This window comes from Nostoc sp. UHCC 0251 (assembly GCF_034932245.1).
Taxonomy (GTDB): domain Bacteria; phylum Cyanobacteriota; class Cyanobacteriia; order Cyanobacteriales; family Nostocaceae; genus Nostoc.
Map to the genome: position 1 here is coordinate 1 of NZ_JAYGHD010000112.1, position 12,935 is coordinate 12,935.

The 12,935-nt window shown below is 43.3% G+C and carries 11 protein-coding genes; 10 read left to right on the plus strand and 1 reads right to left on the minus strand.

Annotated elements, in window-relative coordinates; translation table 11 throughout:
- From VB740_RS13950 to VB740_RS13990, 9 genes are all read left to right on the plus strand, one after another.
- Positions 1-718 (plus strand): phosphonate degradation HD-domain oxygenase (locus tag VB740_RS13950; RefSeq protein WP_323200588.1); only part of this gene is annotated, 718 nt, incomplete at its 5' end.
- Entirely contained in the window at positions 715-1,605 is an 891-nt protein-coding gene (locus VB740_RS13955; protein WP_323200589.1) for an alpha-D-ribose 1-methylphosphonate 5-phosphate C-P-lyase PhnJ, read from the plus strand. The genes VB740_RS13950 and VB740_RS13955, both read left to right, overlap by 4 nt.
- The gene (phnK, locus tag VB740_RS13960; protein ID WP_323200590.1) at positions 1,598-2,371 is read left to right on the plus strand and encodes a phosphonate C-P lyase system protein PhnK; all 774 of its coding nucleotides are present in this window, start codon (positions 1,598-1,600) and stop codon (positions 2,369-2,371) included. The genes VB740_RS13955 and phnK overlap by 8 nt, the downstream gene beginning before the upstream one ends.
- A gap of 118 nt (positions 2,372-2,489) precedes the next feature.
- Positions 2,490-3,242: a phosphonate C-P lyase system protein PhnL gene (gene phnL / locus VB740_RS13965; RefSeq protein WP_323200591.1), complete on the plus strand. Its 753-nt coding sequence runs from the start codon at positions 2,490-2,492 to the stop codon at positions 3,240-3,242.
- A gap of 73 nt (positions 3,243-3,315) precedes the next feature.
- Positions 3,316-4,452, plus strand: coding sequence for a phosphonate metabolism protein PhnM (gene phnM / locus VB740_RS13970; protein ID WP_323200592.1), 1,137 nt, complete (start codon positions 3,316-3,318; stop codon positions 4,450-4,452).
- 711 nt (positions 4,453-5,163) lie between these two features.
- Positions 5,164-6,240, plus strand: a complete 1,077-nt coding sequence (locus VB740_RS13975; protein ID WP_323200593.1) for an iron ABC transporter substrate-binding protein — start codon at positions 5,164-5,166, stop codon at positions 6,238-6,240.
- 155 nt (positions 6,241-6,395) lie between these two features.
- A complete protein-coding gene (locus VB740_RS13980) occupies positions 6,396-7,406 on the plus strand; it encodes an iron ABC transporter substrate-binding protein (protein ID WP_323200594.1) in 1,011 nt (336 codons plus the stop codon).
- Positions 7,407-7,409: 3 nt separating this feature from the next.
- Positions 7,410-9,026: an iron ABC transporter permease gene (locus tag VB740_RS13985; protein WP_323200595.1), complete on the plus strand. Its 1,617-nt coding sequence runs from the start codon at positions 7,410-7,412 to the stop codon at positions 9,024-9,026.
- A 22-nt stretch (positions 9,027-9,048) separates the two neighbouring features.
- Positions 9,049-10,089 (plus strand): ABC transporter ATP-binding protein, encoded by a 1,041-nt coding sequence (locus VB740_RS13990; RefSeq protein ID WP_323200596.1) that lies wholly within the window; start codon positions 9,049-9,051, stop codon positions 10,087-10,089.
- Positions 10,090-10,293: 204 nt separating this feature from the next.
- Here VB740_RS13990 and VB740_RS13995 read toward each other — a convergent pair whose 3' ends face one another.
- A complete protein-coding gene (locus tag VB740_RS13995) occupies positions 10,294-12,633 on the minus strand; it encodes a cation:proton antiporter (RefSeq protein ID WP_323200597.1) in 2,340 nt (779 codons plus the stop codon).
- A gap of 80 nt (positions 12,634-12,713) precedes the next feature.
- Here VB740_RS13995 and VB740_RS14000 point away from each other — a divergent pair, with 80 nt between their 5' ends.
- Positions 12,714-12,863 carry a hypothetical protein gene (locus VB740_RS14000; RefSeq protein ID WP_323200598.1) on the plus strand — a complete coding sequence of 50 codons (150 nt, stop codon included), beginning with the start codon at positions 12,714-12,716 and terminating at the stop codon, positions 12,861-12,863.
- Positions 12,864-12,935: the final 72 nt, after the last annotated feature.

A 12,935-nucleotide genomic window follows, 5' to 3' on the forward strand; every position in this document is an offset into this window, starting at 1 on the left:
GCTATGGAGGCGGAGCCTCCGAGAATGGTTTCCCAGCCTGGAGGCTGGGAACCAGTTGGGGCAAGGGCTGTATCTTCAATTAGTGCCATTCGATACCAAACTCAATAAATATCTCAATCCCCACCCCCACTTAACAGTCAACAGTCATCAGTTACCTATTATGAAACCTACCATTGAAAGCATTGTTGACCTGTTCACCGAAAAGGGTTCTCAATCCTATGGTGCAGAAGCCGTCAGTCAGCTAGAACACGCCTTGCAATGTGCTAGCCTCGCTGAAATATCAGGTCAAAACCATGAATTGATTACCGCTTGTCTACTCCATGACTTAGGGCATTTAATCCATAACTTGGGAGATAATCCAGCCACCAAAGGTATAGACGATCAACATGAACATCGAGCCATTCCCTTACTACGTCAGATGTTTGGGCCAGCAGTTACACAACCAATTAAGCTTCATGTCGTCGCCAAACGCTATCTTTGCTCAGTTGTTCCTGAATATTGGGATAGCCTCTCAGCCGCATCCAAACGCAGCTTAGAACTGCAAGGAGGCATATTTTCCCCTGAACAGGCAGAGAAATTTATTCAGCAACCTTATGCTCAAGATGCTGTGCAGTTAAGGATTTATGACGACAAAGCCAAAATTACAAATCTGCCAACACCTGATTTAAACCACTTCAACCAATTTATAACCGCCTCTTTGATCTCGCCAATAAAATGAATATCTCTCCCAATCCCCATTACCCCTTATCCCCAGAGGGGACACCGAGTTCCCCAGAAACAGGCTTTAACTTTGCTTACTTAGACGAGCAAACAAAACGTTCCATTCGTCGTGCTTTGCTGAAAGCCGTGGCGATTCCAGGACATCAAATTCCCTTTTCTTCCAGAGAAATGCCCATGTCTTACGGCTGGGGTACTGGTGGAATTCAGGTAACAGCTGCTGTGATTGGTCAAACTGATGTATTAAAAGTAATTGACCAAGGCGCAGACGACACTACTAACGCTGTTAATATTCGTCGCTTTTTTCAAAAAGTTTGTGGTGTAAAAACCACAGAACGCACACAAGAAGCGACTCTAATTCAGACTCGCCATCGCATACCCGAAACGCCACTACAAGAAGGACAGATTTTAGTTTACCAAGTACCGATTCCCGAACCTTTACGCTGGTTAGAACCCTCATCTGTAGAAACGGGCAAGATGCACGCCTTAGAAGAATACGGGGCTATGTACGTCAAGCTTTACGAAGATATCACCACACATGGACATATTGCTACATCCTACGACTATCCGATAATGGTGCATAACCGCTATTTGATGAGTCCTAGTCCGATCCCACGTTTTGATAATCCCAAAATGGATATGAGTCCAGCACTACAATTATTTGGTGCAGGGAGAGAAAAACGCATATATGCAATACCACCATACACCCAAGTTAAAAGCCTAGACTTTGAAGACCATCCCTTCACCGTCGAAAAATGGGATAAAGCCTGTGAGTTATGCGGTTCCACAGAAAGCTATTTAGATGAAGTGGTTATTGATGATCAAGGTGGGCGAATGTGGATTTGCTCTGATACAGATTTTTGTGGGGGACGGTTGACTAATGACTAAACCTCTTTTACAGGTTCACCAACTGAGTAAATCTTACGGCGCAATTAAAGCGTGCGATCGCATTTCTTTTAATCTCTTTCCTGGGCAAGTTCTCGGTATTGTTGGAGAATCAGGTTCAGGTAAGTCTACTTTGTTGAGTGCGATTGCCAATCACATTGCAGTTGATAAAGGTAATGTTATTTATACTAACCGTAGCGATGAAGACTTAAAAATTTTTCAACTTGCGGAAGCTAAACGGCGGTTGTTGATGCGAACTGAGTGGGGTTTTGTGCAGCAAAATCCCCGTGATGGTCTGCGTATGAAGGTCAGTGCTGGAGCAAATATCGGCGAACGCCTACTAGATATTGGAGTGCGGCACTATGGCAATATTCGGGATGAGGCTGCTCATTGGCTACAACAAGTGGAAATTGACCCCACACGGATAGATGATCTGCCAGTCAACTTTTCTGGGGGGATGCAACAAAGATTACAACTTGCCCGTGTGTTGGTGACGCGTCCTCGATTAATATTGATGGATGAACCGACAGGCGGGTTGGATGTGTCGGTGCAAGCACGGTTATTGGATTTGTTGCGATCGCTTGTCCGCAATTTTAACCTCAGCGTGATTATAGTTACCCACGATATCGGCGTAGTCAGACTGCTGGCACATCGATTATTAGTCATGCAACAAGGACAAGTGGTGGAATCAGGTTTAACTGACCAAGTACTTGATGATCCACAACATCCATACACTCAATTACTAGTCAGCGCCGCTTTAACACCCTGATGTGTTGACGGTTGACGGTTAACGGTTGACGGTTGACTGCTCAACAAAGTGTTTACCGTCATCAGTCATCAGTCATCAGTCATCAGTCATCAGTCAACAATCATCTATTTTCTTAACTATGCAATCATTAACTGTTAATCATAGTCCAGTAAGCTCTTCTGGCAAAGCACTTTTGCAAGTTGAGAATTTGCGAAAAAGTTTTACTCTGCATCAGCAAGGAGGCATTAATCTATCGGTACTAGAAGGAGTGTCTTTGAGCGTTAATGCTGGGGAATGTGTCGCCCTTTCTGGAGCATCCGGCAGTGGGAAATCTACATTTATGCGCTGTTTATATGCTAACTATCGCGTTGATAGTGGTTCAGTGTGGATAAAACATCAGGAACACTGGGTTGATTTGTGTCAACTCGCTCCCCACGAAATTTTAGCAGTCCGACAGAAAACCATTGGATATGTCAGTCAGTTTTTAAGAGTAATTCCCAGAGTACCAGCCTTAGAAGTTGCCGCAGAACCACTATTAGAATTAGGGGTAGATATAGATGTCGCATATAACAAAGTTAAAGACTTATTTCATCGCCTCAACCTCCCGGAAAGATTGTGGTCTCTTTCCCCCACTACTTTTTCTGGAGGCGAAAAGCAACGGGTAAATATTACTCGTGCTTTGGCAGTTGATTATCCAATTTTGCTACTAGATGAACCAACTTCAGCCCTAGACGCTACAAATCGCCAAGTAGTCATTGAACTGTTGCAAGAGAAAAAAGCTAAAGGCTGTGCCCTAATTGGCATTTTTCACGACGAAGAAGTGCGAGGTCTAACGACAAGCCGCTCCGCGTCTACGCAACTTTGTAACCGCGAATTGATCTTTGACAAGTGACAGGTGATTTACCAAAACGCGATGATGCCAGTATTAAAAATTACGAATTACGAATTACGAATTACGAATTAGTATGAGTGAACAGATTTACACTAACTATCGTCTGCAACTACCAGATCAAGAACTACTAGGTACTTTGGTAGTGCGAGATGGATTGATTGCTGATATTCAGCCAGGAATTGTGAGTCATGGTCAAAATGGTCAGGGAGATTATCTATTACCAGGATTAATTGAGTTACACACCGATAATCTCGAACGCTGTATGTCTCCCCGTCCCGGTATTCGCTGGCCTTTAGAAGCCGCAGCAGTTTATCATGACCGAGATTTAGCCAATGCGGGAGTAACAACAGTATGTGATGCGATCGCAATTGGCGATATAGCAACTGGTTCTCCTCGCTTAACTAACTATGCACCGATGATTGATGTCATTTCTCAAAGACAAGCCGCCGACAGTTTTTGTGTGGAACATCGCATTCATCTACGCTGTGAACTTGCTTATGAACAGGTTTATGAAATTACAGCGCAATATGCCGATCATCCCCTATTATCAATGATTTCGTTGATGGATCATACTCCTGGTCAACGGCAGTTTATCCGGTTGGACAAGTTTAAAGAGTATTACATGGGTAAATACGGTGTTACTCCTGAAGAAATTGACGAGTTCATCATCATTCGTCAGCAACAGCAACAAATATATGCACAAAAAAATCGTATGGCTTTAGTAGAACTTACCAAAGCCAAAGGTATTTCCTTAGCAAGTCATGATGATGCCACCGTGGAACACGTTCAGGAAGCGGTGCAAGATGGGGTAGTATTAGCCGAGTTTCCCACTACTTTAGAAGCTGCCAAAGCAGCACACAGTTCGGGATTACAAGTTTTGATGGGTGCGCCCAATTTAGTGTTGGATGGTTCTCACTCTGGTAATGTTTCAGCTATGGAACTTGTTTTACACAGTTTAGTGGATGTAATTTCTTCTGATTACGTTCCGCAAAGCCTATTACAATCCATTTTTATGATTGCCGAGAAGACGGACAAGCCTATTTACCAAGCTATGCAATTGTTTACCAGCAATCCAGCTAAAGCCATTAATCTATTTTGCGATCGCGGTAGTCTAGAAGTAGGAAAAAGAGCCGATTTTATCATTGTTCATAATGATGGTATTGTACCGCGCTTGAGTGCAACTATCTGCCGAGGCGATCGTGTTGCTTAAGCTCGACTTTATCCAAAATTATACCAATTCAACAAATTTTTGCGATAAACCTCGATTTTGTTGGGTTTCACTGGGTTCAACCCAACCTACGCATCTTAAGCTAAAAGCCTTTTCAAATCTCGTTTCCAGCATCTTGCTGGAAATGCACTTCAATTAGGGAGGCGGCAGCCTCTAGGACGGCATTCCTAGTCTGAGACTCGGAATTCATTCCGAGGCGGGATAGAAATGCAGTGCGAGATTTATTAATAAAAATATGGCTGCGGCAAGACTTATGTGTACACCGTAGCTCCTTTTAGGAGAGAGGCTTTGAATTGTTCCCCCTTCCCGTTTCGGGAAGGGGGTTAGCTTTCAAGGGCAGGTTTTTAGAAAAGGTTAGAAGATAGAACAAAACATCTCTCCTTTTTAAGTTAGGTTTCATGCCTTAGGCAATCTACACAAGCCTTACATTTAATTCTATTTACCTATTTACCTCTGGAAATAATCGCGCCTACTCCAGGGTAAGGCTTCAAATTGAGCAGCGCAGTAAAGTAACTCTGGAACTCTGGATTGCAATGCTCACGCACATAAAGTTGAGTGATATTGGCAACCGTGATAAAAAAATGTGGTTTGACAACAGAGTGGCAATAGCAGTTTATGATGTTATTGAAATATTTAATCAATAAAATTATTGATAATTTCGAGTAATAGTTTTATTTCTGGTGGATGAAAATTATGAAGCGCCGTAAGTTTGTCTATATAGTGGGGCTAGCAACTGTTAGCGGGGGATTAGCGATCGCTTGTAATGCTAATCAAACTCCCACCGATACTGCCCAATCGCCATCAGGGCAGGCTACACCGACTACAGCTGCTAGCGGTACATTAGAAAAAGAGCTAGTAGTCTACTCAGGACGTAACGAAAAGCTAATTGGCGAACTTGTTAAGCAATTTGAGCAACAAACTAATACTAAGGTAAAAGTCCGCTATGGCGATACTGCTGAATTAGCATCAGCAATTTTGGAAGAAGGGACCAATAGCCCCGCAGATGTCTTTTTTGCTCAAGATGCCGGCGCTCTTGGAGCTATGCAAAAAGCAAATAGAGCAGTACAGTTACCAACATCTCTTCTCAATCAGGTAGATAGTACCTACCGTTCACCAGAGGGGAAATGGCTAGGTATTTCGGGAAGAGTACGTACAGTAGATTACAACACTAAATTAGTAAAACCGGGGGAATTACCATCGTCAATTTTTGGCTTTACTGAACCCAAGTGGAAAGGTAAAATTGGCTGGGCCCCCACAAATGGTTCCTTTCAATCTTTTGTCACCGCCTTACGAGTTGCACAAGGAGAAGACAAAGCTAGGCAATGGTTAGAAGGTATTAAAGCTAACAATCCTAAAGTTTATTCTAATAATAGTGCGATCGTAGAAGCCTTATCTCGCGGCGAAATTGCTGTCGGATTTGTTAATCATTATTATCTAGAACGAGTTAAGCAAGATAATCCTCAAGTTCCTGTGGAGCATCATTTTACCGATGATGTGGGTTCCTTGGTAAATGTTGCAGGCGTAGCAATTCTTAACAGCGCCAAACATCCCAATATTGCTCAAAAGTTTGTCGAATTCATGCTGAATGAAAATGCCCAAAACTATTTTGCTAATCAAACCTATGAGTATCCTCTAACTTCGGCTGTTGCGCCCAAAGGTAAACTTAAATCTCTCCAAGAAATTAAAAAACAAGCTCAAAAAATCGACTTGAGTAATCTTAACGATTTAGAGGCAACACTCAAGCTCATGCAGCAAGTACAAGTCATATAACTTGCAAGAAGCTGGAATGCATCTGCTAGAAGGAGGAAAAATCTAAATTTTTTGATAAAGTTTGTTGCTTACCACTACAGGTTAATGGTAAAGATTGAAAATACCAAGATTATTGAAAAAACTTCCTGGTAAGTATTAACGTGGAGGATTGGAGATTGAAAACTTTACCATTGCTGAAAGTTTCAGCATTCGCTCTAGCCGTAACGCTCGGTTGGGGAATTGGGGTAGCTGTAGACGCTCAAACAAAAACCCTCGTGATTTATTCAGGCAGAGACGAGAAACTAATTGGCCCCTTAATTGAGAAAGCAAAAAAAGATTTAAATAAAGATATTCAAGTGCGTTATGGCGATACTGCTGAGTTAGCGATCGCACTTTTGGAAGAAGGCAAAAATAGCCGTGCAGACTTGTTTTTTGCTCAAGACGCTGGTGCTTTAGGCACTTTGGAGAAAAAACAGGTAACACAGCCGATTGCCTCCAAACTGCTGAATAAGGTTGATTCTCGCTTCCGTTCTGCGAAAGGGCATTGGTTAGGGATTTCTGGACGCGCTCGTGTAATTGACTACAACACCAAGTTAGTTAAACAAGGGGAACTACCGAAATCAATTTCGCAGTTAACAGATCCGAAATGGCGTGGTAAAGTCGGCTGGGCACCAACTAACGGCTCTTTTCAGTCATTTATCACCGCAATGCGAGTCTTAGATGGAGATGAAAAAACTCTCCAATGGCTCAAAGCGATGAAAGCAAATGGTGTCAAAGATTACGGTAAAAACTCTGCGATCGTCGAAGCTATAGGAAGGGGAGAAGTTCATCTTGGTTTAGTGAATAATTACTACTTGTATCGCTTCAAAAAAGATGATCCTAACTTTCCTGTTGCCCACCATTACACAAGCAAAGATGCCGGATCAATGATTAATGTGGCAGGAGTAGCAATTACGAATACCACAGATCAAAAAGCTGATGTGGAGGCTTTAATTGATTATCTGCTCAACCAGAGTTCACAAAATTACTTTGCTAAAGAAACTAATGAGTATCCTTTAGTAAAAGGAATTCCAGCGCCATCAAAACAAATACCAATCAGTAAGCTTAACCCACCCAACGTTAACTTGACAGATTTAGATGATTTGCCAGCAACGTTGAATTTATTACAGCAGGCAGGAGTTTTGTAACAGTTGAAAGCGGTTCGCCCTCCATTATTTCTCTCATTAGCGGCAGGGGTAGTGGCAGTTGCCATTGCCCTGCCATTACTATATTTAGTAATTCGCACCGCAGGTATTGGCGGGGAAGAGTTGTGGGAATTGATTTCTCGTCCCCGCAATATCAGTATTTATTTCAACAGCGCGGCGATGGCGGCAACGGTAACATTATTTTCCACACTAATTGCCGTACCATTAGCATTTTTAACTGTGCGGACAGACTTACCAGGACGACGTTTTTGGTTAGTGGCCACAACATTACCCTTAGCGGTTCCTAGCTATGTAGGCAGTTTTGCCCTGATTGCAACTTTGGCCCCACGCGGGAGCTTTTTGCAGTTGTTGCTTCAACCATTAGGAGTAGAAGAATTACCTTCTATTTATGGGTTTCCTGGGACAGTTTTGGCAATTACATTGTTTACCTATCCCTATATGCTACTGAGTGTGCGTTCTGGATTACAAGGTATTGATCCATCTCTAGAAGAAGCATCTCGTAGTTTGGGATATGGTAGCAGAGAAACCTTTTTTAAGGTAGTTTTGCCACAGTTGAAACCATCATTAATTGCAGGTGGATTATTAGTAACTTTGTATGCTTTACGCGACTTTGGTACACCTTCACTGATGCGATTTGATGCCTTTACACGGGCAATATTTTTGCAATATAAAACTAGCTTTAATCGCAACTCAGCCGCAGCTTTATCTTTGATGTTGGTGACATTGGTGTTGCTGATTTTGTGGTTGGAATATCGAATGCGATCGCGGGCAGCTTATTATAGTCGTGGTTCCGCTTCTCTACGTCCACCAAAAATTGTGAAATTGGGAATTTGGAAATGGCCAGCTTTGGGCTTTTGTCTACTAATTACTAGCTTCGGTGTAGTTTTGCCAGTAGGTATCACCTTATTTTGGCTGATTCGTGGACTTAACACTGGCTACACTTTCCCGAACTTATTCCCCACTATGATCAACTCCATTAGCGCGGCTGGACTAGCGGCTTTAGCTACCACCATCTTTGCTTTGCCAGTAGCAATTTTAGCAGTCAGATTCCCGACTAAAATCACCGCCATAATTGAACGCTGTTCCTACTTAGGTTTTGGAGTTCCCGGAATAGTTGTTGCCTTATCTTTGGTATTTTTTGGTGCCAACTATTTGCCAGCACTATACCAAACTCTGCCGATGCTGATATTTGCTTATTTAGTTTTATTCTTACCGCAATCAGTGGGAACAGTTCGCAGTTCGCTTTTGCAAGTCAATCCCCAGCTAGAAGAATCAGCCCGTAGTCTAGGTAGAAATGCTTGGCAAACTTTAAGAGAAGTTACCCTCCCTCTGGTACAACCGGGTGTGTTGAGTGGTGCGGTGCTGGTATTTCTCACAGCAATTAAAGAACTACCTGCCACAATGCTATTAGCACCCATCGGCTTTAGTACTTTAGCAATGCAAATTTGGCAAGCTACAGAAAATGTAGATTTTGCCGATGCGGCGGCGGCTTCATTAGCGATGCTACTAGTTTCTATGGGTTCAACTTTATTGGTGCTATCTCAAGAGAACGTCAAAAAAGAGAAAATAATTAGTAAAACCCAAGTGCAAACAAAGTTCTAACCACTTTTCTGTTATCTACCTTATGCAACAAGCAATTCTCGACTTACAAAATGTCACCAAGCAGTTTGCAGAAAGTGCCTTTCCTGCTGTAGATAACGTATCTTTGACGTTGCAACAAGGAGATATATTAGGATTGCTTGGCCCATCTGGTTGTGGTAAAACCACGCTGTTGCGAATGATTGCTGGTTTTGAGCGATCGCAAGCCGGAGAAATTAAAATTGGTGGGCAGGTAGTTTGTAATAGTTCTACTTGCATCCCAGCCGAACGGCGCGACATCGGCATTGTTTTTCAAGATTATGCCCTGTTTCCCCATTTAAATGTGGCAGAAAATGTAGGCTTTGGGTTGAAACATTTCAGTAAACAGCAAATCCAAAAACGGATAACCGAAGTCATTAATTTGGTGAGACTTGAAGGCTTAGAAAAACGCTATCCTTACGAACTCTCAGGTGGGCAGCAGCAACGGGTTGCACTCGCCCGGGCTTTAGCGCCCCAACCCCAACTCATGCTTTTAGATGAACCTTTGAGCAATCTTGATATTCAAGTTAGGTTGCGCTTGCGAGAAGAAGTGCGCGATATTCTCAAGGCGGCGGGTACTTCAGCAATTTTTGTTACTCACGACCAAGAAGAAGCATTAGCTATTTCGGATATAGTGGGTGTCATGCGCCAAGGAATTTTAGAGCAAATAGGCACACCAGAAGAAATTTATACTCATCCAGCATCAAGATTCGTCGCTGAATTTGTCACTCAGGCTAATTTCCTTCCGGCTCGTCGCCAAGGTAATTTGTGGGAGACAGAAATCGGCAGTTTTGAGTTAACAGCGAATCACACTGATGATAGTGGTGAAATCATGATCCGCCAAGAAGATTTTATCTTAAAGCCTAGTACTGATGCGCCTGTAGTTGTTCGCACTCGACGATTTTTAGGACGTGAGTACCAATATTGTTTACAAACTCCCTCTGGTAAAGAAATTCATGCACGGACGATGACAGATATGGCGTTACCTGTGGGTACAAGGGTGGAGTTATCTATAGCCCGTGATACTGTAAAGGTTTTTCCCCAGTAGATTTTGTTATTTAGACGCGATAAATCGCGTCTCTACATGAGGGCTTTGTGTCTTATCTTCTTAACAAAATGTAGGGGTTTGAATCCCCGACTTCTATCAAGCCGCAAGTGTTGTGGCGGTGTCTAAATCCCCGTTACAAAACGTAATTGCGAATTGCGAATTGCGAATTGCGAATTGCGAATTGCGAATTGCGAATTGGTTTAACTACTCTCGGTAATTATCCGCAGGCAAAAACTCTTTGAGCGCTTCTGCCTCAGCAGCTTTCACCACTGGGATAGAAAGGGGTAGTGAAGTTACGATCGCAAATAACCCTTCTAGTTGACTCAGACCTGTCAAGCCACCACATAATAATACTTGGTCGCCAACTCGCAAGTCCATACCGCCATCAGGATAACGGATAAACTTGCCATCGCGCCGGATCGCCTGTACCTGTACTCCAAATTGCTTGCCAATATCTAAATCTGCAAGGGTTTTACCAAGCGTTGGCGTATCTGCATTAACTGTAACCCACTGGCAAGCACTATTTTCTCCGGGAACAGCAGCTTGTCCTTTAGCGAATTCTGCTAAAGCCGCCAGTTCTTCATCTGCTCCCACTACCAACAAGCGATCGCCTTCTTCCAATCTGGTTTGATTATTGGGATAATCGATTTCATCGCCGTTGGCGCGGCGAATTGCCATTAAACTAACTCCTGTTAAGTAGCGCATATCTGCTTCTTCTATGCTCATACCTATTAAGGGCGAATTAGCTGGTAGAGGATACCAGCGCTGATTTAGATCACGAGTTGCTTGGCGCAAATCACGAGCAACTTCAGTGGCAGAACGCTCTGGGCGAAAATCTAAATAATGATCGTTGCGGATTTGCTGCATTTCCCCTTGGACGACAGCTGGCGACAACAAGCCTAAGCTTGTTAATAGATGAGTTGCCATTTCTAAGCTGGCTTCAAACTCTGGTTGCACAACTTCTTTGGCTCCCAATTGATACAGCACCTCAATATTTTTATCCTGAGTAGCACGGACAACCAAATCTAATTCTGGGCGCAATTCCAGAGCGCGTTTCAAGCAAAGACGGGTACTCATGGGGTCTGGGAGTGCGATCGCCATTCCTTTGGCATGACTCACCCCGGCGGTTTCCAGAACGTGTAAACTCACACAATTGCCATATACATAAGACACCCCAGCCTCACGCAACTGCTGAATTCTCCTCTCTGATTGGTCGATTACCACCACAGGTATGTCGTGTTGCAGCAACAACTTCACTAAATTTTTGCCGACTCGCCCATAACCGCAGACTACCAGATGATCTTTGAAGGGCAAATCTTCCGACACATCCCGTACCTGATCTTCTTGTAAATACGGTTTCAACCAGGGCATTGATTCGGCAAAGTTAAATAAAAATGGCACTAACCGCAGAACAAAGGGAGTAAGCATGAGAGTGACTGCGGTGGTTCCCAAAATTAATAAGTATATCTGCCGAGACACTAACCCCAATGACTGCCCTTCACTAGCGAGAACAAAGGAAAATTCCCCAATTTGCGCCAGTCCTAAACCGGCGATTATGGCTGTTTTTAAAGGGTAGCCAAATAGCTTTACTAGAGGCGTGATAATCAAGAATTTACCTACGAAAACTAGTGCCACCAGCCCTAAAATTAATTCCAGGTTGTTCCACAAAAACACTGGGTCAATTAACATGCCAATAGCGGCAAAAAATAAACTGGCAAAGATATCTCGCAGTGGTTCGACATAAGTTAGGGTTTGATCGGCGTACTCCACCTCAGAAATCATCAAACCCGCGACAAATGCCCCCATTTCAATTGACAGCCCTAAATACTCTGTTAACAGAGCAATGCCCAAACACAGGGCTACAACTCCTAATAAAAATAGTTCTCGGCTTTCGGTACGGGCTAGCAACCGCAACAAAGGCGGTATCAGCCAAATCCCCGCAGCTATTGCCCCAGCAGCAAATAAAGCAATCCACAGCAGTGCTGTTAGCACGGCGATACCAATGGTTTCTGGAGGTTGGTTGAGGGCTGGTAAGACTGCTAGCATCAGTCCCAGTGCCAAATCCTGGACTACCAAAATCCCCAGCATCACTTGCCCGTGAGGCGTTTCTGTTTCGTTACGCTCCATCAAGCACTTGAGGACAACGGCTGTAGAAGACAAGGACAGAATACACCCCAAAAACATACCTTTAGCAGGTAAGGCTCCCCAGGCTCCGGTTAATCCGCATACCACAACTGTAACCAAAATTGTCAGAGCAATCTGGAGTCCACCTCCGCCAAGAGCGATCGCTTTTACTTTCTTAAGTTCCGCTAAGGAAAATTCTACACCCAAGGCGAATAATAAAAAGGCAACCCCGAACTGTGCCAGAGTCTCTACTTGAATAAGTTCTTTAATCAATCCGAGTCCTGCTGGGCCAATGATCATCCCGCCAATGAGATACCCTAGCAGCACGGGTTGTCGCAAAAGCGCCGCCAACAGTCCGCCGCAGGCTGCAACACCTAAAACTAAAACTAAATCAACAATTAACCTAAAATCTTCTTGCACCAGTTTTAAAGAACTATTTATTAAGACCTATTAATTCAGGATACAAACTTTTATGATCTCAAACCGCTTGTTTAATGAAGGTGCGACAAAATTTGCATATTGAGTATTGGGCTTATTTAGGCTATGGAGAATATCTGCGCTATCTTCCACAGCAATGGACTATAGCACGGTTGATTGTTGCCCAACTTGAGCAGTCGCCTCAACTACCAATTTACCTTTTTGAGCAGTAGTAACGCACACTTACACTTCTATAGGAATCATATTTGATTTCTGAAAATATTTCAGTAGGGTGTGTTATGCCG